Origin of the sequence: Plasticicumulans lactativorans (assembly GCF_004341245.1) — a bacterium.
GTDB lineage: Bacteria > Pseudomonadota > Gammaproteobacteria > Competibacterales > Competibacteraceae > Plasticicumulans_A > Plasticicumulans_A lactativorans.
The window spans coordinates 71,399-93,583 of sequence record NZ_SLWY01000008.1 but is presented as its reverse complement, the minus strand read 5'-3'; the positions used below and the strand labels follow the sequence as shown (position 1 = coordinate 93,583).

Sequence of the window (22,185 nt, the reverse complement as noted above, 5' to 3'; positions counted from 1 at the left end):
CCCGCCGATGAACCCGTTACCCGCCGCTCCCGTGCGCCTCCTGGCGGGCGTGTGCCTCGCCGTGCTGCTCGGCGCCTGCGCCTCGTCGCCGGCATCGGGCGAACTCGACCCCGAGGCCCTCGACACGCTGCCGCGCTACAACCGCTGGATGTTCGAGGTCAACGACACCCTCGACCGCGCCGTGGTCAAGCCGCTGGCGCAGGGCTACCAGGCGGTGACGCCGCAGTTCGTCGACGATCGCGTCACCGATTTCTTCGGCAACCTCGGCGACGTGGTGGTGCTCACCAACAACCTGCTGCAGTGCAAGCCCGAGGCGGCGCTGGGGGACCTGACCCGCATCGTCTTCAACAGCACCTTCGGCCTGCTCGGCCTGTTCGACGTCGCCACCGCGCTCTCCATCTCGCCCAAGCACACCGAGGACTTCGGGCAGACGCTCGGCGTCTGGGGGCTGGGCGAGGGCGGCTACCTGGTGCTGCCGCTGCTCGGCCCGAGCACCTGGCGCGACACCGCCGGCCTCGCCGTCGACGCCTTCAACATCGACCCGGTGTGGGAGGTCCACAACATCCCGCTGCGCAACTCCGCGGTCGCGCTGCGCCTGGTCGACCGCCGCGCCGACCTGCTGCGCAGCGAGCGCGTCGTCGAGGGCGCGCTGCTCGACCGCTACACCCAGGTGCGCGACGCCTACCTCGAGCGCCGGCGCAGCCTGATCCACGACGGCAACCCGCCGCCGGCGCCGCGCCGCTTCGAGGAGTGACGCGCCGCGACCGCAGCGTCGCGCGCGCGTCGCGCTTGTACCGATGCCCCGGCTGATCTCCCGCGCGCGTCGCGCGGCGCTCGTCGAAGGCCTGCTGCGCGCGCTGGCGCGGCTGCCGCTGCCGCTCGTGCACGCGCTCGGCGCGGGCATCGGCAGCCTGCTCGCCGTGCTGCCCAACGCCACGCGGCGCATCGCCGCGCGCAACCTCGAGGCCTGCTTCCCGGCGCTCGACGCCGGCGCCCGCCGGCGCCTGCTCGCCGCCACGCTGCGCGAGACCGCCAAGGGCATGCTCGAACTCGGCGCGCTGTGGCTGTGGCCGGGCGCGCGCATCATGGAACTCGTGCGCGAAGTGCGCGGCGAGGAGGCATTCGCCGCGGCGCGCGCCGGCGGGCGCGGGGCGCTGGTGTTCGCGCCGCACCTCGGCGCCTGGGAGGTCGCCGGGCTGTACATGTCGGCGCATTACCCGATCACCAGCCTGTACCGGCCGACGCGCCTCGGCATCGACGCGCTGGTGCGCGGCGGGCGCGAGCGCCTGGGGGCGACGCTGGTGCCCACCGACCAGGGCGGGGTGCGCGCGCAGCTCGCCGCGCTGAAGCGCGGCGAGGTGGTCGGCATCCTGCCCGACCAGGACCCCGGCGCCGGCAACGGCGAGTTCGCGCCGTTCTTCGGCATCCCCGCGTGCACGATGACGCTGGCGTCGCGGCTGGCGATGAAGAGCGGCGCGCAGGCCTGCGTGCTGGTCGCCGAGCGCCTGCCGCGCGGGCGCGGCTACCGGCTCACCTTCACGCCGCTCGCGCCGGCGTTCAGCGGCGACGACCTCGGCGCCTCGCTGGCCGCGCTCAACGCCGGCGTCGAGGCAGCGGTGCGCGCCTGCCCGGCGCAGTACCTGTGGGCCTACAAGCGCTTCAAGACGCGCCCCGCCGGCGCGCCGCCGTTCTACCGCGACTGAGCCGCGCCGCTACGGCGCCGGCGGCTCGCGCTGCAGCCGCTTCAGGAACACCTGCATCTCCTTCGCCGCCTGCAGGTCACCCTTCGCCGTCGCCACCTCGATGCCGCGCGCGTAGGCGGCGCGGGCGGCGGGCGCGTCGCCGGCGGCGGCGAGCGCCTTGCCGAGCAGCTTCCAGGCGGCGGAATAGCCCGGGTCGTGCTCGACCGCGCGGGCCAGGTGTTCGGCGGCGCGCGCCGGCTCGCCCTGGCCGAGCCAGGCGCTGCCGAGGCTGAAGCGCAGCAGGGCGTTGTCCTGGCCGCGGGCGAGCATGGCTTCGAGGGGGGCGGGGTTCATCGCCGGGTCTCCGCGGCGTGCGGGCGCTGGCCGACGAACTGCGCGAAGCCGCGCAGGCCGAGCGCCGGGTCGCCGGTGTCCCAGTCGTCGCGGTGGAAGCGCACGGCGAGGCCGGCGAACAGCGCGAGCAGTTCGCTTTCCGCGAGCGACCAGTCCGGGTTGGTCGGCCCGCCGCGCGCGAGCCGGGTGAAGGTCTCGTAGAACAGCAGCCCGCCGGGGCGCAGCGCGGCGGCGAGCGCCGGACACAGCGCGCGGTCGAGGAAGCGGGCGACGACGATGACGTCGAAGCTCGCCGGCGGCGGCGGCGCCAGCAGCACGTCGCGCACCGCGCTGTGCACCGTCAGCCCGGCCGCCGCGGCGTGCGCGTCGAGCTGGCCGACGGCGACCGGCGAGACGTCCCAGGCGTGGGTGTCGAGGCCGGCGGCGGCGAGTACCCGGGCGTTGGCGCCGAGCCCGCAGGCGAGGTCGAGCGCGCGCCCGCCGGCCGGCAGCAGGTGGTGGTTGGCGGTGAGCACGGCGGCGGGGGTCTGGGTCAGCAGGCCGCTGCGGTAGCGCGCATCCCAGCGCTCGCGATCGGCGTCGCTCACAGGAAGGTCGCGCTGACGCGGAACAGGTTCTCGACGTCCTTGACGCGCCGCTTGTCGACCAGGAACAGGATCACGTGGTCCTCGGCCTGAATCAGCGTGTCGTGGTGGGCGATGATGACCTCGTTGTCGCGCACCACGGCACCGATGGTGGTGCCCGGTGGCAGGCGGATCTCCTCGACGCAGCGGCCGACCACCTTCGAGGTGTTGCGATCACCGTGCGCGACCGCCTCGATCGCCTCGGCGGCGCCACGGCGCAGGCTGTGCACGCGGGCCACGTCGCCGCGGCGGATGTAGGCGAGCAGGCCCGAGATGGTGGTCTGCTGCGGCGAGATGGCGACGTCGACGGTGCCCGAGGCCTCGACCAGGTCGACGTAGGCCGGGCGGTTGATCAGCGCCATCACCTTGCGCGCGCCGAGGCGCTTGGCGAGCATCGCCGAGAGGATGTTGGCCTCGTCGTCGTTGGTCACCGCGCAGAACACGTCGGTGTGCTCGATGTTCTCCTCGAGCAGCAGCTCCTCGTCGGCGGCGTCGCCGAGCAGCACGATGGTGCGGCCGAGCTCCTCGGCGATGCGCCGCGCGCAGTCGGGGTTGCGCTCGATCAGCTTGACCTGGAAGCGCTCCTCCAGCGCCTTGGCGAGGCGCCGGCCGATGTTGCCGCCGCCGGCGAGCATCACGCGCTTGACCGGCTTGTCGAGCTTGCGCAGCTCGGCCATCACCGCGCGGATGTTGCGCTTGGCGGTGACGAAGAAGACCTCGTCGTCGACCTCGATGACGGTGTCGCCCTCGGGGATGATCGGGTTGCCCTGGCGGAAGATCGCCGCCACGCGCGCGTCGATGCCCGGCATGTGCCGCGGCAGATCGAGCAGGGCGTGGCCGACCAGGTTGCCGCCGTGGTAGGCGCGCACGCCGACCAGCCGCACCAGGCCCTCGGCGAAGTCGAGCACCTGCAGCGCGCCGGGGTTCTCGATCAGCCGCTGGACGTGCTCGGTGACGAGCTGTTCGGGGGCGATGCGCACGTCGATCGGCAGGCCGCCGTCCTTGCCGCCGTTGGTGCTGAACAGCCCCTCGGCGCTGGCGTAGTCGGCGCCGCGCACGCGCGCGATCTTCTTCGGCGTGCGGTGCAGGCGGTCGGCGATCAGGCAGGCGATCATGTTCACCTCGTCGCTGGAGGTGAGCGCGATCAGCAGGTCGGCGTCGGCGGCGCCGGCGGCGGCGAGCACGCCGGGGTGCGCGGCGTGGCCGCACACGGTGCGGATGTCGATGCGGTCCTGCAGGTCGGCGAGCACGTCGGCGCGGGTGTCGACCAGGGTGATGTCGTTGCCGGTCTCGCCGGCCAGGTTGTAGGCCACCGAGGCGCCGACCTGCCCGGCACCGAGGATGAGGATCTTCATGGCAGCGGCCCCGTGGACGTCCGGGCGAGGCCCGGCTCAGTCGTCTTCGGGCGTGCGCTTGGGGTCGATGCCCAGCGCGCGCAGCTTGCGGTACAGGTTGGTGCGTTCCATGCCGACCTTCTCGGCCAGGCGCGCGACGTTGCCGTCGCACTCCTTGAACTGCTGGGTGAGGTAGGCGCGCTCGAACTGCTCGCGCGCCTCGCGCAGCGGCAGGTCGAGCGGGATCGCGCCGACCGGCTCGCGCGGGCGCGCCGGCGCGCTGTGCGAGATCGCCGACTCGACCTCCTCGAGCGCGATCTCCTCGCCGCCGCCGAGGATCAGCAGGCGCTGCACGAGGTTCTTCAGCTCGCGGATGTTGCCCGGCCAGCCGTAATTGCGCAGGCGGTTGCGCGCCGCCATCGTGAAGTTGCGGTAGGGCAGGTTCTCCTGGTCGACGAAGTAGTTGACGTAGTAGGTCAGCAGCTCCGGCACGTCCTCGGGGTGCTCGCGCAGCGGCGGCAGGCGGATCGGCAGCACGTTGAGGTGGTAGTAGAGGTCCTCGCGGAAGCGCCCGGCGGCGATCTCGGCCTCGAGGTCGCGGTGGGTGGCGGCGATGATGCGCACGTTGACCTGCACCGGCTCCTTGCCGCCGACGCGCAGGAACGAGCCGTTCTCCAGCGCCCCGGCGAGCTTGGCCTGGGTTTCCAGCGCCATGTCGGCGAGTTCGTCGAGGAACAGCGTGCCGCCGCTGGCCTGCTCCAGGCGCCCGTAGTGCACGCGATCGCCGTCCTCCGAGCCGAACAGCTCGAGCGCCGAGTTCTCGCGCGCGATCGAACCCACGCCGACGTCGACGAACGGCCCGGCGCGGCGCGGGCTCTGCGCGTGGATGTAGCGCGCGTAGATCTCCTTGCCGGTGCCCGGCTCGCCGGCGATCAGCACCGGCGCGTCGTGGCTCGCGATGCGGCCGGCCTGGGCGCGCAGGCGCTGGATCACCTCGCTGCGGCCCACCGGCTCGGTGACCGGGCGGGCGTGGCGGCGCAGCCCCTGGTTCTCGCGCGCGAGCTTGTCGGCTTCGAGGGCGCGCTCGACGGTGAGCAGCAGCTTGGCCATCGACAGCGGCTTCTCGATGAAGTCCCAGGCGCCGAGGCGGGTGGCCTCGACGGCGGTCTCCACGGTGCCATGGCCCGACATCATGATCACCGGGCAGGGCAGGCCGTCGGCCTCGGCCCATTCCTTCAGCAGGCTGATGCCGTCGATGTCGGGCATCCAGATGTCGAGCAGGATGAGGTCGGGGCGGCGCGCCCGCCGCGCCTCGCGCGCGCTGGCGCCGTTCTCGGCGATGGAAACCTCGTAGCCTTCGTCCTCGAGGATTTCCTTCACCAGATCGCGGATGTCCGGCTCATCGTCGACGACCAGGATGTGAGCTGTGCTCATCCTGCCTCCTGCGGTTGTACCAGTGGAACGACAGCGGGTGGCACCGACGGCACGTGGGCGTCGGCGCCGGGGCTGAGGGGGAAGCGGATCGAAATGCGGGCGCCACCCTCGGGCGGGTTTTCGGCGCGGATCAGGCCACCGTGCTCTTCGACGATCTTCTTGACGATCGCCAAGCCTAGCCCGGTGCCCTTGGGTTTGGTAGTCACGTAGGGCTCGAACACGTTGCTGCCCTCGGGGAAGCCCGGCCCGTCGTCCTCGAACACCAGCTCGGCGCCATCGTGGGTGAGCTGCGTGCTGATGCGCAGCAGCGAGCCGTGGCCGTCGCGGATCGCCTCGATGGCGTTCTTGACCACGTTGTGCAGCAGCTGCCGCAGCCGCCCCTTGTCGGCCTCGATGGCGGGCGCGGCGGGGTCGAGCGCGAGCTGGATCTCCACCCCCGCCGGGTAGTCGCGGTAGAGGTAGAGCACGTCGGTGATGAAGTCGTTCAGCGCGATCGTCGTCAGCCGCAGCTGCGGGGCGCGGGCGTAGTCGTTGAAGGCGTCGACCATGTCCTTCATCGCCGCCACTTGCTGCACGATGGTGTGGGTGCCGCGGTCGAGCACGCGGCCGTCCTCGGCGCCGAGCTTGCTGAGGTATTTGTGGCGGATGCGCTCGGCGGCGAGCTGGATCGGCGTCAGCGGGTTCTTGATCTCGTGGGCGAGGCGGCGGGCCACCTCGGCCCAGGCGGCATCGCGCTCGGCCTGCACCAGCGTGGTGATGTCGTCGAACACCAGCACGTGCCCGCCCTTGAGGCCGACGCCGTCGGGCAGCTGCGAGCCGCGGCACATCAGCACCCGGCGCCCGCCGGGCACGAACAGCGTGACCTCCTGGCGCCACTCGGCGGCCTCGCCGGCGAGGTGGTGGGCGATCGCCTCCAGCAGGTGGGCGAGTGGCGCGCCGTGGGCGTCGGCAGGCGGCTGCGTGGTGTCCATGCCGAGGATCTGCAGCGCGGCGGCGTTGAAGGTGCGCGGATGGCCGCCGTGGTCGAGCGTCAGCACGCCCGAGGACAGCCGTGCGAGCACGGTCTCCAGGTAGGTGCGCTGCGCCTCCACCTGCTGCTGGCTCTCGGCCGCGCTGTCGCGCGCCTGGGCGAGGCGGCGGGTCATGTCGTTGAAGGACTGCACCAGGAAGCCGAGCTCGTCGTTCGGCCCCTGCGGCAGCTGCTTGTCGTACTGGCCGGCGGCGACCGCACGGGTGCCCTCGGCGAGGTCGCGCACCGGCTGCACCAGGCGCCGCGCCGAGTGCACCGCCGCCGACAGCGCGGTGAGGATGCCGAGCAGCAGCACCAGCGACAGCGTGAGGATGAAGCTCGTCTTCAGCGGCCCGCGCAGGAACACCAGTTCCTTGTACGAATCGAACGCCGACTGCACCGAGCTGCCGAGCGTGTTGAAGCGGTCGGCGACCGGGAACAGCGCCTGCAGGATGCGTTCGTTGCTGCCGGCACGCATCACCGTGGGGATACGCACCAGCGTGCGCAGCTGCAGCCCCGCATCGCCGGTCGGCATCAGGTTGACCCAGGCGCGGCCCTGGCGCACCTGGCTCAGCACCGCCTCCTCGGGGCGCTCGGGGACCAGCGTGGTTGCCTCGGCACCGTCGACCACGCGGGCGATGCCGTTGAGGTCCATCAGCGTCAGCTCGATGGCGTCGGAGTCCTCGCGCAGCTCCGACAGCGTGATCGACGTCACCGCCGGGCCGATGTCGGCGAGCTGGGTGGCGATGCGCAGCGTCTGCTTCAGCACCTCGCGCATGCGCAGGTCGAGCGCGGTGCGCGACAGCTCCAGCGCATCCTCCAGCGCGCGCTCCACGCGCACGTCGAACCAGGAGTCGATGCTGCGCGACAGGAACTGCACCGAGAAGTAGTAGACCACCGTCACCGGCGCGAGCGAGATCGCGACGAACAGCGTCATCAGCCGCAGCGTCAGGCGCGAGCCGGGCTCGTTGCTGCGCACCTGGCGTGCCAGCTGCCAGAGGTTGCGCCCGATCAGCGCGGTGAGCAGCAGGAAGCCCACGCCGCTCGCGATCAGCAGCGTCGAGTAGTTCTCGCCGAAGCGCGCCGAGTTCGACGTCGCCTCGCTCATCAGCGCCAGCGTGATCAGCAGGATCGCCAGCAGCAGCAGGATGGCGAGGAAGTCGCGACGCAGCCAGCGCTTCATAGCGACCACACCAGCCAGGGGCTGCCGAGCCGCCAGGCGCTCGACAGATAGGCCACCGGGCGCAGCGGCGGCGGCAGCGCCTCGATGTCGAGCCCGGCGCGGATGCGCCCGTAGACGCTGCCGCTGCTGCGGCCGTCGAGCAGCGCGGCGTCGAGCACCGGGAAGTCGTTGAGCTCACCCATGTAGACGAGCGCCGCGGCGCGCGTCGGGAAGCTGCGGAACTCGCCGCTGTTGAGGTTGACGACGACGTACTGGCGGGCGAGCGCGTGGTACTCCAGCCGGTAGCGCTGGGTCAGCGCGGCGACGGTCTCGTCCCACGCCCAGTCGCGGCTGCGCAGGATCTCGATCTCGATCTCGACGGTCAGCGGCACGCCGTTGTGCAGGGCGTCGAGCGTCGCCTTGCTGAAGTCGTAGTCGATGCGCGCATCGAGCAGCACCACGCCCTCGCGCACCTGCGAGATCGCGCGCGCCACGCGGAAGCCGCCCTCGGCCCAGGCGAGCGACGCCGACAGCGCGGCCGCGACCACCAGCAGCCAGAACGCGAGCGGTCGGCGGTGCGGAGCAGGCGAGGGCGTCACGGGCGGCGCGGCTCAGGCGGCGCGCCGGACGAGGCGGGCGTAGTAGAAGCCGTCCATGTCCTCCCCCCCCGGCAGGATCTGGCGGCCGTGCTCGCCACCACGCCCCCACGCCGCCGTGATCGGTAGCGCCAGGGCATCGGGGTGGGTGCGCAGGAATTCGGCCAAGGTCTGATCGTTCTCGCGGCTGAGGATCGAGCAGGTCGCATACAGCAGCATACCGCCCACCCGCAGCAGCGGCCACAGCGCCCCGAGCAGCGCGAGCTGGCGCTCGGCCAGCACGGCGATGTCCGCGGCGCTGCGCAGCGCCTTGATGTCGGGGTGGCGGCGGATCACGCCGGTGGCCGAGCAGGGCGCATCGAGCAGGATGCGGTCGAAGGCGCGGCCGTCCCACCAGGTGACCGGGGCCAGGGCGTCGGCGGTGCGCAGCTCCGCGTGCAGGCCCAGGCGATCGAGGTTGGCGCGCACGCGCCCGAGGCGCTCGCCGTCGATGTCGAGCGCGAGCAGGTCGAGCCCCGGGGTGCGTTCGAGCAGGTGGCAGGTCTTGCCGCCGGGCGCGGCGCAGGCGTCGAGCACGCGCATGCCGGGGGCGGCGTCGAGCAGTTCGGCGGCGAGTTGGCCGGCGGCGTCCTGCACCGACACGCGGCCGTCGGCGAAGCCCGGCAGCGCGTCGACGTCGCAGGGGGTGTCGAGCACCACGGCGCTGGCGACGTGCGCGTGGGCATGTGCCGGGCGCCCCGCGGCGGCGAGCTCGTCGAGGTACGCCGTGCGTGACTGCCGCGCGAGGTTGACGCGCAGCGCGAACGGCGCCTGGCGGTTGTTCGCCGCCACCACGGCCGGCCAGTCCTGCGGCCAGTCCGCCTGCAACGCCGCGAGCAGCCAGTCGGGGTGCGCGTGCGCCGCGCTCGGCACCGCGGCGAGGCGTGCCTCGAGCTCGTCGTGCCGGCGCAGGGCGTTGCGCAGCACGGCGTTGGCGAGCCCGGCGGCCCAGGGCTTGCCGAGCCCGCGCACCGCGTCGACCAGGCTGCTGACCGCGGCGTACTCGGGCACCCGCAGGTGTTCGAGCTGGTACAGGCCGAGCAGCAGCAGCGCGCGCAGGTCGTCGTTGCCGGGTTTGAGCGGATGGTCGAGCAGCAGGTCGAGCGTCGCGGCGAGGCGCGGATACCAGCGCAGCGTGCCGTAGCAGAGTTCGGCGTGCAGGCCGCGGTCGCGCGGCGGTACCGCGGCGGCGAAGCGTGGCAGCGCGGTGGCGAGCGAGGCGCCGCGGGCGAGCACCTCGGCGAGCGTCAGCGCGGCGGCGGCGCGCGCATCGTGCGCCGCCGGGGCGGCGGCGACGGCGGTGCGCGCGGGCCGGGTCGGGCGGCCGCGGCGCGCGGGCGGGCGGTTCATGTCGAGGCTCCCAGGCGCAGCCCGGCGAGCGGGCGGCTGTTGATGAAGGTGGCGGCCGGCTGCGGCTTGCGCCCCGGCAGTTGCAGTTCGGTCAGGCGCAGCCGGCCGCTGCCGCAGGCGATCTCGATGCCGTCGCGGTCGCTGCCGAGCACCTGTCCCGGCGCGGCCGTGGTCGGCGCGGCCAGCGCCTCGGCCCGCCACACGCGCAGCACGGTGCCGTCGGGCAGCTGCGTCTGCGCCACCGGCCACGGGTTGAAGGCCCGCACCCGGCGTTCGAGCGTCGCGGCCGGCTGCGTCCAGTCGAGTTCGGCCTCGGCCTTGTCGAGCTTCGCGGCGTAGCAGGCGCTTGTATCGTCCTGCGCGACCGGCGTCAGCCTGCCGGCGAGCAGGGCGTCGAGCTTTGCCGCCAGCAGTTCGGCGCCGAGCCGGGCCAGCACGTCGTGCAGCTCGCCGCCGGTGCTGCCGGGGGCGATCGGCCAGGTGGCGTAGGCGAGCATCGGCCCGGTGTCGAGGCCGGCGTCCATCTGCATCAGCGTCACGCCGGTCAGCGTGTCGCCGGCGAGCAGCGCACGCTGGATCGGCGCCGCGCCGCGCCAGCGCGGCAGCAGCGAGGCGTGGACGTTCACGCAGCCGTGCCGCGGCAGCGCGAGCACCGCCGGCGGCAGGATCAGGCCGTAGGCGACCACCACCAGCAGGTCGGGCGCGAGCGCCGCCAGCGCCGCCTGCGCCGCCGGCGTGCGCAGGCTGGCGGGCTGCCACACCGGCACGCCGGCGGCGCAGGCGCGCTGCTTCACCGGGCTCGCGGTGAGCTGGCGGCCGCGACCGGCCGGCCGGTCGGGCTGGGTGTAGACGCCGACCACGGGATGGCGGCTGTCGAGCAGGGCGTCGAGCGTGGGGACGGCGAAGTCGGGCGTGCCGGCGAAAACGATGCGCTGCGGGCGGGTCATGCACGGGCCTCCCTCGAAACGACCGACGGCGCCCAGTGGCGCCGTCGCAGTGGCGGATGCGGGCGCGGGCTCAGCGCGACGCGGTCTCGTGGCGGGCATCCTTCTCCAGCTTGCGGCGGATGCGGTCGCGCTTGAGGGTCGACAGGTAGTCGACGAACAGCTTGCCGTCGAGGTGATCGATCTCGTGCTGGATGCACACCGCGAGCAGGCCGTCGGTTTCCAGCTCGAACGGCCTGCCGTCGGCGTCGAGCGCGCTGACGCGGATCCATTCGGCGCGGCGCACGGTCTCGTAGAAGCCGGGCACCGACAGGCAGCCCTCGTCCATCTCCTCCTCGCCGCGCCGCTCGGTGACCACCGGGTTGATGAACACGCGCGGCTCGTTCTTGTCCTCGGAGACGTCGATCACCATCAGCCGCTTCTGCACGTTGACCTGCGTCGCCGCGAGGCCGATGCCGGGAGCGGCGTACATGGTGTCGAACATGTCGCGGAGCAGCTGGCGCAGGGCGTCGTCGACGCCGGTCACCGGCACGGCCTTGAGCCGTAGCCGCGGGTCGGGGAAGTGCAGGATGTTGAGCAGTGCCATGGCGTTCGGTTCCTGCGCGCGGCCCACCGCCGCGCGCCTTGCGAAGATGACGGCAAGAATACCGGATCGGGCGGCGGCGGCGGTGCAAAGTTGCGCCGTCGGGGGCATTGGATAAACTGCCGACGCCCGCGTCCGGAACCACAAGGAACCCGCCCGTCATGATCCCCTGCGGAAGGACTCTGACCCCCCTGATGCTGGGTGCGTTCCTCGCCACGGGCTGCGCGCAGGTGCCCGTGGCGGTGGAGTCCCCGGTGGTGCAGCCGTGCGATCCGGGTGCGGCGCGCGCCGATGGCACGGCGGCGGCGGCGGCGGACCAGCCGGTGGCGCTGCGCCCCGGCCACCCGACGCAATACACCGTGGTGCCGGGCGACACCCTCTGGGGCATCGCCGGGCGTTTCCTGGCGCAGCCCTGGCGCTGGCCCGAGATCTGGCGGCAGAACCCGCAGATCCGCAACCCCCACCGCATCTACCCCGGCGACGTCATCGAGGTCTTCTACGAGCGCGGCCAGCCGCGCCTGCGCGTGGCCGCCGGCCAGCGCGGCGTGGTCAGGCTGACCCCGCAGATCCGCGCCGAATCGCTCGAAGCGCTGCCGACGGTGCCGCGCGACGTGATCCAGCCCTTCCTGCGCTCGGCGCCGGTGCTGGCCACCAACACCTGGGACGACGTCCCCTACCTGATCGCCTCGCAGGACGGCCGCGTGACGCTCGGCGCCGGCGACCGCGTCTACGCCCGCAACCTCGACGGCGGCCAGCGCGTGTACCGCGTGTTCCGCCCGAGCGGCCGCTACGTCGACCCCGACACCGGCGAGGTGCTGGGCTACTACGCGATCGACGTCGCCGACGCCGAGCTGGTGCGGCCCGGCGACCCGGCCACGCTGCTGCTGACGCATTCGCGGCGCGAGGCCTACCCCGGTGACCGCCTGCTCGCGACCAGCGACGACGACGATCTCTACCGCTTCACGCCGCATCCGGTCGCCGCCGGATTCAGCGGCCGCATCATCGGCGTGATGGACAGCGTCTCGCGGATCGGCCAGTACGCCACGGTCGTGCTGAACGTCGGCAGTTGCCAGGGGCTCGCGCCCGGGCACGTGCTCGGCGCCTACCAGCGCGGCGCGCTGATGCACGACCGCTTCGCCAAGGTGGCACCGCAGTCGGTCGCCTTCGTGCCGACCGGGGGCGACGCGATGGTCGCCGACCCGCTGCCGGCCGCGCTGCCGATGGTGCGCCTGCCCGACGAGGAGGCCGCCGTGGTGATGGTCTACCGCGTGTTCGACCGCGTCAGCTACGCGCTGGTGATGAGCGCGACGCGGCCGCTGAGCGTCGGCGACACCGTCGGCGCCCCCTGAACGCCGGTCCGGCGATGGTGCGGGAGGACGACCGCGCCTGGCTCGCGCTGCTGCGCGTGCCGGGCATCGGCGCGGCGCGCTTCGCCCAGGTGCTCGCGGCCTTCGGCAGCCCGGCGGCGGCGTTCGCGGCCTCGCGCCGCGAGCGCCTCGCGGCCGGGCTGCCCGAGGCGGTCGCCGATGCGCTGGCCGCGCCCGACTGGGCCGGCGCCGAGCGCGATCTCGCCTGGGCCGAACGCCCGGGCAACCACCTGCTGCGCAGCGACGATCCCGCCTACCCGGCGCGCCTGCGCGGCATCGACCGCGCGCCGCCGCTGCTGTTCGTGCGCGGTGATCCGGCCTGCCTGGCCGACCCGCAGCTCGCGATCGTCGGCACGCGCCGCCCGACCCCGGTCGGTGCCGGCATCGCGCGCGAGTTCGCCGGCCACCTCGCCCGCGACGGCCTCGCGATCACCAGCGGGCTTGCGCTCGGCATCGACGCCGAGGCGCACCAGGGGGCGCTGGCGGCCGGCGGGCGCACGCTCGCGGTGTTCGGCACCGGGCCCGACCGCGTCTACCCGGCCCGCCACCGCGAACTCGCGCATGCCATCGTCGACAGCGGCGGGGCGCTGGTCAGCGAGCTGCCGACCGGCACGCCGGTGCTGGCCGAGAACTTCCCGCGCCGCAACCGCATCATCGCCGGCCTCGCCCTCGGCGTGCTGGTGGTCGAGGCCGCGGCACGCAGCGGCTCGCTGATCACCGCGCGCCTCGCAGCCGAGGCCGGGCGCGAGGTGTTCGCCATTCCCGGTTCGATCCACAACCCGATGGCGCGCGGCTGCCACGCGCTGATCCGCGAGGGGGCGACGCTGGTCGAGACCGCCGGCGACATCCTCTACGCGCTCGCGCCGCAGGTCGCCGCGGCGCTCGCCGAGACCCCCGCGGCAGCCCCTGCGACAGCCCCCGCGGGGCCCGCGCAGGCCCTGCCGGAGCTCGCCGACGACTACCGTAAGCTGTTGGATTCAATGGGTGATGCACCGGTCGGCGTGGACCTTCTTGTGCAGCGCAGCGGATTGACGGCCGAAGTCGTTTCCTCCATGCTGCTGATCCTCGAGCTCGAAGGGTATGTGGCCAGCGCCCCCGGCGGCCTCTACTCGAAGCTCGGCCGCTGAGAGGATGTGATGAAAGAAAACGTCCTGGACGTGCTGATGTACCTGTTCCAGAACTTCCTTGCCGACGACTCCGACACCGAGACCGACCGTGAATCCATGCAGTCCGAACTGCTGGATGCCGGCTTTCCCTCCCGCGAAGTGAATCAGGCGTTCGAATGGCTCGACGGGCTCGCCGCCCGCCAGCAGGCGCCGCTCGCCGGGGGCGCGCGCTCGTTCCGCGTGTTCGTCGCCGCCGAATGCGCGCGGCTCGGCGTCGAGGAGCGCGGCTTCATCCTCTACCTCGAGCAGACCGGCGTGCTCACCCCGGAGACCCGCGAACTGGTCATGGACCGGGTGATGGCGCTCGACGCCGAGGAGATCGACAGCACCCAGCTCAAATGGGTGATCCTCATGGTGCTGTTCAACCAGCCCGGTCACGAGGACGCCTACGCCTGCGTCGAAGACATGCTCTTCGATGAATTCACGGGCTATCTCCACTAGAGTTCCGCAGGTCCGCCGGCCGCCACGCGGCCGCGCATCCTCCCTCCCGCCCTCGCGGGCGCCCGCAGCGAAGCGAGCATGAGCAAGAACCTGGTGATCGTGGAGTCGCCGGCGAAGGCGAAGACCATCAAGAAGTACCTCGGCAAGGACTTCGAGGTGCTCGCTTCGTACGGGCACGTGCGTGACCTGATCCCCAAGGAGGGGGCGGTCGATCCCGAGCGCGACTTCTCGATGAAGTACGAGGTCATCGACAAGAACGAGAAGCACGTCGCGGCGATCGCCAAGGCAATCGGCAAGGCCGAGGCGCTCTACCTCGCGACCGACCCCGACCGCGAAGGCGAGGCGATCTCCTGGCATCTGCACGAGATCCTCAAGGACCGCGGCCTGCTGCACGACAAGCCGGTGCAGCGCGTGGTGTTCAACGAGATCACCAAGCGCGCGGTGCAGGAGGCGATCGAGCATCCGCGCGAGCTGTCGATGGACATGGTCAACGCGCAGCAGGCGCGCCGCGCGCTCGACTACCTGGTCGGCTTCAACCTGTCACCGCTGCTGTGGAAGAAGATCCGCCGCGGGCTCTCCGCCGGGCGCGTGCAGTCGCCGGCGCTGCGCATGATCTGCGAGCGCGAGGAGGAGATCGAACGCTTCGTGCCGCGCGAGTACTGGACGCTCGACGCCGACTGTGCCAAGGCCGGGCAGGCCTTCGGCGCCAAGCTGATCGAATACGCCGGCGACAAGCTCACGCAGTTCAGCGTGGAGAACGGCGAGCAGGCGCACGCGATGCGCACGGCGCTGCTGGAGGCCGCCGGCGGTGCGCTGCGGGTCGCCAAGGTCGAGAAGAAGCAGCGCAAGCGCAATCCGGCCGCGCCCTTCACCACCAGCACGCTGCAGCAGGAGGCCTCGCGCAAGCTCGGCTTCTCGGCCAACCGCACGATGCGCACCGCGCAGCAGCTCTACGAGGGCATCGACACCGGCGGCGGCGCGGTCGGCCTGATCACCTACATGCGCACCGACTCGGTCAACCTGGCGCAGGAGGCGCTCGTCGAGATCCGCGCGCTGATCGCCGCCAAGTACGGTGCGCACAACGTCCCCGACGCCCCGCGCGTGTACAAGACCAAGGCCAAGAACGCGCAGGAGGCCCACGAGGCGATCCGCCCGACCGCGGTCGCGGTGGAGCCCGACGCGATCCGCGCCCACCTCACTGCCGACCAGTTCCGGCTCTACGAGCTGGTCTGGAAGCGCACCGTCGCCTGCCAGATGATCCCGGCCACGCTCGACACCGTCGCCGTCGACCTCGCCGCCGGCAGCGTCGGGGTGTTCCGCGCGAGCGGCTCGACCGTTGCCGACCCGGGCTTCCTCGCGGTCTACGAGGAAGGGGTCGACGACGCCAGGAAGGGTGGTGCCGACGACGACGAGGGGCGCGTGCTGCCGCCGCTCGCGGTGGGCGAGACGGTCGCGCTGCAGGCGCTCGCGGCGGTGCAGCACTTCACCGAGCCGCCGCCGCGCTACAGCGAGGCGAGCCTGGTGAAGGCGCTGGAGGAGTACGGCATCGGCCGGCCGTCGACCTACGCCGCGATCATCTCCACGCTGCAGGCGCGCGAGTACGCGGTGCTCGAGAACCGCCGCTTCGTGCCGACCGACGTCGGCCGCATCGTCAACCGCTTCCTGACCCAGCACTTCACGCGCTACGTCGACTACGACTTCACCGCGCGGCTCGAGGACGAGCTCGACGACGTCTCGCGCGGCGAGAAGGAGTGGGTGCCGCTGATGCGCGCCTTCTGGGAGCCGTTCAAGGGGCTGCTGGAGGAAAAGGAGGGCTCGGTGTCGCGCACCGAGGCGGCGCAGGCGCGCGAACTCGGCACCGACCCGAAGAGCGGCAAGCCGGTCAGCGTGCGCATCGGGCGCTTCGGCCCGTTCGTGCAGATCGGCACCAAGGACGACGCCGACAAGCCCCGCTTCGCGAGCCTGCGCCCCGACCAGCGCATGGACACGATCAGCCTCGACGACGCGCTCGAACTGTTCAAGCTGCCGCGCGAGCTCGGCAAGACCGCCGAGGGCGAGCCGATCAAGGCCAACGTCGGGCGCTTCGGCCCCTACGTCCAGTACGGCAAGAAGTACGTGTCGCTGAAGGAGGACGACCCGTACTCGGTCAGCCGCGAGCGCGCGCTCGAGCTCATCGCCGCGCACAAGACCGCCGAGGCCAACAAGTACATCCGCGTGTTCGAGGGCTCGCCGGTGCAGGTGCTGAACGGGCGCTACGGCCCCTACATCACCGACGGCAAGAAGAACGCGAAGATCCCCAAGGACCGCGAGCCGGCCTCGCTCAACCTCGACGAGTGCCTCGAACTGCTCGCCGCCGCCCCCGAGAAGAAGGCCGGCCCGCCGCGTCGCGGGCGCGCGAAGACCGGCTGAGGCGCGCGGTGCCAGCGGTGTCGCGGCTGCACCTCGCGCAGGCGGTGCGGGTCCTGCGCGGCGGCGGGGTGATCGCCTATCCCACCGAGGCCGTCTGGGGGCTGGGCTGCGACCCCCGCGACGAGGCCGCGCTGGCCCGTCTGCTGGCGCTGAAACGGCGCCCGGCGCACAAGGGCCTGATCCTGATCGCCGCCGCGATCGACCAGCTCACCCCCTACATCCAGCCGCTCGACGCCGGCCAGCGCGCGCGGATCGGCGACTCCTGGCCGGGGCCGAACACCTGGCTGGTGCCGTGCCGGAGCGGCGTGTCGCCGCTGCTGCGCGGCGCGCACGCGACCCTCGCGGTGCGCGTCACCGCGCACCCGCTCGCCGCGGCGCTGTGCCGGGCCTTCGGCGGCGCGATCGTCTCCACCAGCGCCAACCGCGCCGCGCGCCCGCCGGCGCGCAGCGCGCTGCAGGTGCGCACCCGCCTGGGGGCGGGCGTCGACTACATCCTGCCCGGTGCGCTCGGCGGCGCGCGGCAGCCGAGCACGATCCGCGACCTCGCCAGCGGCGCGCTGCTGCGCGGCTGAGAACCGCCCCGCCGCGGCTATGCTGGACGGCGTGGGCGCGGCGCGGAGGGGCGGGGCGTGAAGGAGTGGATCGAAACCCTGGAGGCGGGCGTGCGCCTCCTGATCAAGGTCATCGGCGCGCTGATCCTGCTGATGCTGCTGTTCTGGCGCGAACCGCTCGCCGCCACCTTCCGGGACCTGACCCTCGCCGTGCTGACCACGCTCGACGACGCCGGCATCCGCCTGCGCAAGGCCAACCTCGGTGGCCTGGAGTTCGAGATCGACGACACCCGCCAGATGGTCGCGGGCGTCGGCCGGGCGCTCGGCGAGGCGGTGAACGTGCTCGATGCGGCGGCGCCGAAGGCCACCGATCCGGCGCTGCGCGAGACTCTGGACGGGCTGTCGAAGCAGCTGCGGGCCGCCGCCAGCGGCACCGAGCGCATCGACGCGCAGATCGGCGGTGCGGTGACGCGTGCACTCGCCGTCACGCCCGCCGCGCCCGGCGTGGCGCCGCCGCCGGCCACCGAGCCGGTGCCGCCGGCTCCGGTGCCCGCGCCGCCCGCGGCCGCAGACGGGGCGCTGGCGGCGGCGCTGCCGGCGGGCGGCTGGGGCATCGTCGTCGGCGGCGACGTCGATCTGGCATCGGCGCAGGACGAGGTGGCGCGGGCGCGCAAGGCGGTGGCGCAGGCCGCGCTGCCGGCGCTCGACGTGCGCGTGCTGCAGCGCGGCGCATGGTTTCGCACCGTCGTCATCTTCGCCCGCGAGGCCGACGCGCGCGGCGCCCTGCCGGCCCTGCAGAAGCGGGTGCGCGACAGCGCCTACCCGGTCGCGCTCGAGCGCTGGTGCCTCGCACCGGTGGCGCGCGAGGGCCATCTGCTCTGCAGCACCTAGCCGCGAGGCGCTTCCAACCGCCACCCGCCGCTCCGCCGACGGCCACCATCGCCGCCGTTCGCCGTTCGCCGTTCGCCGTTCGCCGTTCGCCGTTACCGGCTCGGCGGGTGCGGGCGCACCCGCGGCGGGCTCCCGTTTGTACTAGAAATGACTTGTCCATCCTCGGGATGGGCCGGCCACAGGGGCGTCGCCGATCATCCAATCAGTCGGTTTCGGAAAGGTGGGCGACATGAACCCCAGACAACTGCTTGCAACGGTCTGCATCGGCATGGCCGCGACGACGTCGGCTAACGCCGGACTGTTCTCGTTCAGTACAGGCGATCCCGACGGCCGGATGGCGACCGGCTCACGACCCGACAATCCCGCTGCGGGCAAGAACGAGATCGAAACGGGCGACGATTTCATCATCACGACGCCCACTGCGGTCGACCATGCGCGCTTCATCGGCCTGCTGCCGAGCGGGGCCACGATCAACTCGGTGGTGGCCGAAATCTACCGCGTGTTTCCCCGGGATTCGCAGAGCCCGCCGTCGGGTAACGTCCCCACGCGCGTCAATTCGCCATCGGATGTCGCTTTCGACAGCCGTGACAGCACCGCGTCGACGCTCAGCTTCACCACCACGGTGTTGAGTCCGAGCTTCACGGCCGCCAATACGGTGTTGAACGGCATCAACAAGCTGCCGAATCAGACTACGGGCGGCGAGGGGCCGGCGACCGGGCAGGAGGTCCAGTTCGACGTGACGTTCTCCACGCCGTTCCAGCTCGCGCCCGATCACTATTTCTTCATCCCGCAGGTCGACGTGAGTGGTGGCGATTTCCTCTGGCTGTCGGCCCCCAGACCGATCGTTCCACCGGGCGATCCCCTCACGCCAGACCTCCAGAGCTGGATACGCAACGGGAATCTCGCCCCCGACTGGTTGCGCATCGGCACCGATATCATCGGCGGCGTGGCCTTCAACGCCGCTTTCTCGCTTGCGGGGGTCGAAACGCCAGATACCACGCTTCCCGAGCCGTCCGTGCTCGGCCTGCTGGGCGGGGGGCTCGCGCTGGTGGGCCTGCGTCAGCGTCGCAGGCCGAACGGTTGAGGGGGGCCGAACGGGGGCGGACAGCGCCGTTCGGGTTGGCACGACGGCACGGTACGATGGTGCCAGGCGTTGTACCGCCATATCCAAGGGTTGCATCGATGTCTGACGTTCGCCTTCCCGCCGTCCGGGAATATCTGCTGGCGCTTCAAGACCGCATCTGCACCGCCCTCGCCGCCGAGGACGGCGCGGCGGCGTTCGTCGAGGACATCTGGGAGCGCCCCGCCGAGGGGCCCGGTCTGCAGGGCGGCGGGCGCTCGTGCGTGCTGGCTGACGGCGCGGTGTTCGAGCAGGCCGGGGTGAACTTCTCCGACGTGCGCGGCGCGCGCCTGCCGCCGGCGGCGAGCGCCGCGCGGCCGGAGCTCGCCGGGCGCGGCTTCGCGGCGCTGGGGGTGAGCCTGGTGGTGCATCCGCTCAACCCCTACGTGCCGACCTCGCACATGAACGTGCGCTGCTTCGTCGCCGAGAAACCCGGCGAGGCGCCGGTGTGGTGGTTCGGCGGCGGCTTCGACCTCACGCCGTACTACGGCTTCGAGGAGGACTGCGTGCACTGGCACCGCAGCGCGCAGGCGGCCTGCGCGCCCTTCGGCGACACCCACTACCCGCGCTTCAAGCGCTGGTGCGACGAGTACTTCTTCCTCAAGCACCGCAACGAGCCGCGCGGCATCGGCGGGCTGTTCTTCGACGACTACGCCGAGGGCGGCTTCGAGCGCGCCTTCGCCTTCATGCGCAGCGTCGGCGACGCCTACCTCGCGGCCTACCTGCCGATCGTGCGCCGCCGCCGCGCCACGCCCTACGGCGAACGGGAGCGCGAGTTCCAGCTCTACCGGCGCGGGCGCTACGTCGAGTTCAACCTGGTGTGGGACCGCGGCACGCTGTTCGGCCTGCAGTCGGGTGGGCGCACCGAGTCGATCCTGATGAGCCTGCCGCCGCGCGTGCGCTGGCGCTACGGCTGGCAGCCCGAGCCGGGCTCGGCCGAGGCGCGCCTGTACGAGGTGTTCCTGACGCCGCGCGACTGGGCCGCCGGCGCCTGAAGCGCCGCGGCGGGGTGCGTCCGCCGCCGGCCGCGGTGCGTATGCCGGTGATCGCCCCGCCGGAGAGTGCGCATGAGGCTCTGGACCCTGCTGCTGCTGTTCGCCGCGGGCGGCTGCGCGAGCCTCGGCGCGCCGCCACCCGTGGCCGACGACTGCGCCGCGCTGCAACGGGCGCTGGCCGACGCGGCCGGCGGCTCGCCGTCGTCGCCGCGCCCGCTGCCCGGCTTCCCCGGCCTTGCCGCGGACCGCTTCCTCGCCGCCTTCGATCCGCCGGCGCTCGCCGCACCGGCGCAGGCGGCGTGGCTCGGGCGCCTCGCGGCGGCCGGCGCCGAGCTCGACGCGCGCCGCGCCGCGCGCGTGGCGGCCGACGTCGGGCCGCCGCTCGCGCCGCTGTCGACGCTGCCGGGGCGCCTGTCGGTCTGCCGCGCAACGACGCTCGCCGGCGTGCCGGACACGCCCGACGGGCTCGCGCGCGTGCACGCCGCCGCCCAGGTGCCGTCGGAATACCGCGGCGGCGCCCGCGTCGCCGGGCTGTGGCCGCTGACCGTGCTGCCGGTGCTGGCGACGCTGCACGGCTACCAGCGCGACACGCTCGCGCGCTTCGCCGCGCCGCCGCCGGCGCGGGGCGAGCGCCTGCGCTACCGGCCCCCGGCCGCATCCCTCACGAAGCTCGCCCCGGCGCGCGACGCGCTGGGGGTGCCGGCGCCGACCCCGGCGCAGTGGACGGTGCTGTTCGCGCGCCACGCGCCGGTGTTCGAGGTCGACACCGCGAGCGCGGACGACCTGCCCGGCCGCCCGCTGCGCGGTGCCGCCGGCCGCCCGACGGTGGCGCCCGAGCCGGTCGTCTACCGCTGGGGTGGCTACGCGTTCTGGCAGGGCCGGCCGGTGCTGCAGCTCGACTACCTGATCTGGTTCGCGGCGCGCCCGGCCGAGGCGGGCGGGGCGCTGTACGCGGGGGCGCTCGACGGGGTGATCTGGCGGGTGACGCTCGATGCCGACGGCGCCGTGCTCGCCTACGACAGCATCCACGCCTGCGGCTGCTACCACGTGCTGTTCCCGCGCCCGGGGCTGCGCCTGCGGGCCGCGGCGGCGGCGCTCGCCGAGGCGCCGCTGCTGCCGTACCCGGCACCGCCGCTCGCCGCGGGGCAGCGCGTGGTGGTGCGCCTCGGCGCCGGGCATCACTACCTCGAAGCGGTGACGGCGGGGGACGCCAGCGGCACGCCCTACCGCCTCGCCGACGACGCCGAGCTGTACGCGGCGCGCGGCGCGGCGTCGCTGTTCGATGCCGACGGCCTGGTGGCGGGGAGCGAGCGCCCCGAGCGCTGGCTGCTGTGGCCGATGGGCGTGCCCTCGGCGGGGACGATGCGCGAGCGCGGGCGGCACGCGATCGCCTTCGTCGGCGAGCGCCACTTCGATGATCCCACGCTGCTCGACGCCTGGCTGGAGCCGGCGCCGGCGGCGCCATGAGGGCACGCGGCGGGAGGGCAGCGACGATGCGAAGCGGATGGGGCCTGGCGCTGCTGCTCGTCTGGGGTGCAGCGCAGGCGCAGGAGATGGTGGTCGGGGCGTTCTCCGCCGGCGACCTCGCGGGCTGGAAGCCGCAGGTGTTCAAGGGCGAGACCACGTACCGCCCGGGCAGCATCGACGGGCGCGCCGGCCTGCACGCCGAGGCGCACGGCAGCGCCTCGGGGCTGTACCGGGAGATCGCCGTCGACCTCGAACGCACGCCGCGGCTGCGCTGGTGGTGGCGGGCCGAGCGCCTGCCGGTCGGGCTCGACGAGCGCAGCAAGGCCGGCGACGACTACGCGGTGCGGGTCTACGTGGTGGTGTCGGGGGGCGTGGCGTTCTGGCGCACGCGCACGCTGGTGTACGTGTGGGCGAGCCACGAGCCGGCGGGCGCGCACTGGCCGAACGCCTTCACCGCGAACGCGCAGGTGCTGGCGCTGCGCTCGGGGTCGCGCGAGGCCGGGCGCTGGGTCGAGGAATCCCGCGACGTGCGTGTCGACTTCCGCGCGCTGTTCGGCGAGGACATCCGCCGGATCGACGCGGTGGCGGTGATGAGCGACGGCGACAACAGCGGGCAGACGGTCGCCGGCTGGTACGGTGACCTGCGCTTCACGCCGCCGTGAGCGGGC

Annotated in this window: 21 protein-coding genes; 12 read left to right on the top strand and 9 right to left on the bottom strand. The window is 73.1% G+C overall.

The genetic code is table 11. From position 1 onward, the window contains the following. The first annotated feature begins 7 nt into the window (after positions 1–7). Positions 8–754 (top strand): MlaA family lipoprotein, encoded by a 747-nt coding sequence (locus EV699_RS08290; RefSeq protein WP_132541394.1) that lies wholly within the window; start codon positions 8–10, stop codon positions 752–754. 43 nt (positions 755–797) lie between these two features. Further along, a complete protein-coding gene (locus EV699_RS08285; RefSeq protein ID WP_132541391.1) occupies positions 798–1,703 on the top strand; it encodes a lysophospholipid acyltransferase family protein in 906 nt (301 codons plus the stop codon). 9 nt (positions 1,704–1,712) lie between these two features. Here EV699_RS08285 and EV699_RS08280 read toward each other — a convergent pair whose 3' ends face one another. From EV699_RS08280 to def, 9 genes are all read right to left on the bottom strand, one after another. Beyond that, positions 1,713–2,036, bottom strand: coding sequence for a tetratricopeptide repeat protein (locus EV699_RS08280; protein WP_132541388.1), 324 nt, complete (start codon positions 2,034–2,036; stop codon positions 1,713–1,715). Beyond that, entirely contained in the window at positions 2,033–2,623 is a 591-nt protein-coding gene (locus EV699_RS08275; protein ID WP_132541385.1) for a class I SAM-dependent methyltransferase, read from the bottom strand. Before EV699_RS08275 ends, EV699_RS08280 begins: the two co-directional genes overlap by 4 nt. Further along, positions 2,620–4,014: a Trk system potassium transporter TrkA gene (gene trkA / locus EV699_RS08270; RefSeq protein ID WP_132541382.1), complete on the bottom strand. Its 1,395-nt coding sequence runs from the start codon at positions 4,012–4,014 to the stop codon at positions 2,620–2,622. Before trkA ends, EV699_RS08275 begins: the two co-directional genes overlap by 4 nt. A gap of 36 nt (positions 4,015–4,050) precedes the next feature. Continuing rightward, the gene (locus EV699_RS08265; protein ID WP_132541379.1) at positions 4,051–5,427 is read right to left on the bottom strand and encodes a sigma-54-dependent transcriptional regulator; all 1,377 of its coding nucleotides are present in this window, start codon (positions 5,425–5,427) and stop codon (positions 4,051–4,053) included. Next, entirely contained in the window at positions 5,424–7,619 is a 2,196-nt protein-coding gene (locus tag EV699_RS08260; RefSeq protein ID WP_132541376.1) for a sensor histidine kinase, read from the bottom strand. The genes EV699_RS08265 and EV699_RS08260 overlap by 4 nt, the downstream gene beginning before the upstream one ends. After that, positions 7,616–8,197 (bottom strand): DUF4390 domain-containing protein, encoded by a 582-nt coding sequence (locus EV699_RS08255; RefSeq protein WP_132541373.1) that lies wholly within the window; start codon positions 8,195–8,197, stop codon positions 7,616–7,618. The genes EV699_RS08260 and EV699_RS08255 overlap by 4 nt, the downstream gene beginning before the upstream one ends. A 12-nt stretch (positions 8,198–8,209) precedes the next feature. Further along, the gene (gene rsmB / locus EV699_RS08250; protein ID WP_132541370.1) at positions 8,210–9,583 is read right to left on the bottom strand and encodes a 16S rRNA (cytosine(967)-C(5))-methyltransferase RsmB; all 1,374 of its coding nucleotides are present in this window, start codon (positions 9,581–9,583) and stop codon (positions 8,210–8,212) included. Further along, entirely contained in the window at positions 9,580–10,530 is a 951-nt protein-coding gene (gene fmt / locus EV699_RS08245) for a methionyl-tRNA formyltransferase (protein WP_132541367.1), read from the bottom strand. The genes rsmB and fmt overlap by 4 nt, the downstream gene beginning before the upstream one ends. 70 nt (positions 10,531–10,600) lie before the next feature. Then, positions 10,601–11,113 (bottom strand): peptide deformylase, encoded by a 513-nt coding sequence (gene def, locus EV699_RS08240; protein WP_132541364.1) that lies wholly within the window; start codon positions 11,111–11,113, stop codon positions 10,601–10,603. A 191-nt stretch (positions 11,114–11,304) separates the two neighbouring features. Here def and EV699_RS08235 point away from each other — a divergent pair, with 191 nt between their 5' ends. From EV699_RS08235 to EV699_RS08190, 10 genes are all read left to right on the top strand, one after another. Then, entirely contained in the window at positions 11,305–12,459 is a 1,155-nt protein-coding gene (locus tag EV699_RS08235) for a LysM peptidoglycan-binding domain-containing protein (RefSeq protein ID WP_132541361.1), read from the top strand. 14 nt (positions 12,460–12,473) lie between these two features. Beyond that, positions 12,474–13,604 carry a DNA-processing protein DprA gene (dprA, locus tag EV699_RS08230; RefSeq protein WP_132541358.1) on the top strand — a complete coding sequence of 377 codons (1,131 nt, stop codon included), beginning with the start codon at positions 12,474–12,476 and terminating at the stop codon, positions 13,602–13,604. A gap of 9 nt (positions 13,605–13,613) precedes the next feature. After that, entirely contained in the window at positions 13,614–14,084 is a 471-nt protein-coding gene (locus EV699_RS08225) for a Smg family protein (RefSeq protein WP_132541354.1), read from the top strand. A 78-nt stretch (positions 14,085–14,162) separates the two neighbouring features. Further along, the gene (locus EV699_RS08220) at positions 14,163–16,493 is read left to right on the top strand and encodes a DNA topoisomerase I (protein ID WP_132541351.1); all 2,331 of its coding nucleotides are present in this window, start codon (positions 14,163–14,165) and stop codon (positions 16,491–16,493) included. Positions 16,494–16,510: 17 nt separating this feature from the next. After that, a complete protein-coding gene (gene tsaC, locus EV699_RS08215) occupies positions 16,511–17,065 on the top strand; it encodes an L-threonylcarbamoyladenylate synthase type 1 TsaC (RefSeq protein ID WP_132541348.1) in 555 nt (184 codons plus the stop codon). A gap of 57 nt (positions 17,066–17,122) precedes the next feature. Then, on the top strand, positions 17,123–17,935 hold the full coding sequence (locus tag EV699_RS08210) for a hypothetical protein (protein ID WP_132541345.1): 813 nt from the start codon (positions 17,123–17,125) through the stop codon (positions 17,933–17,935). Positions 17,936–18,164: 229 nt separating this feature from the next. Continuing rightward, positions 18,165–19,019, top strand: a complete 855-nt coding sequence (locus EV699_RS08205) for a PEP-CTERM sorting domain-containing protein (RefSeq protein ID WP_132541342.1) — start codon at positions 18,165–18,167, stop codon at positions 19,017–19,019. Positions 19,020–19,117: 98 nt separating this feature from the next. Next, positions 19,118–20,050 (top strand): oxygen-dependent coproporphyrinogen oxidase, encoded by a 933-nt coding sequence (gene hemF / locus EV699_RS08200; RefSeq protein WP_132541339.1) that lies wholly within the window; start codon positions 19,118–19,120, stop codon positions 20,048–20,050. A gap of 72 nt (positions 20,051–20,122) precedes the next feature. After that, positions 20,123–21,517, top strand: coding sequence for a hypothetical protein (locus EV699_RS08195; RefSeq protein ID WP_132541336.1), 1,395 nt, complete (start codon positions 20,123–20,125; stop codon positions 21,515–21,517). A 26-nt stretch (positions 21,518–21,543) separates the two neighbouring features. Then, on the top strand, positions 21,544–22,179 hold the full coding sequence (locus EV699_RS08190; RefSeq protein WP_243662597.1) for a DUF3047 domain-containing protein: 636 nt from the start codon (positions 21,544–21,546) through the stop codon (positions 22,177–22,179). Positions 22,180–22,185 lie beyond the last annotated feature (6 nt).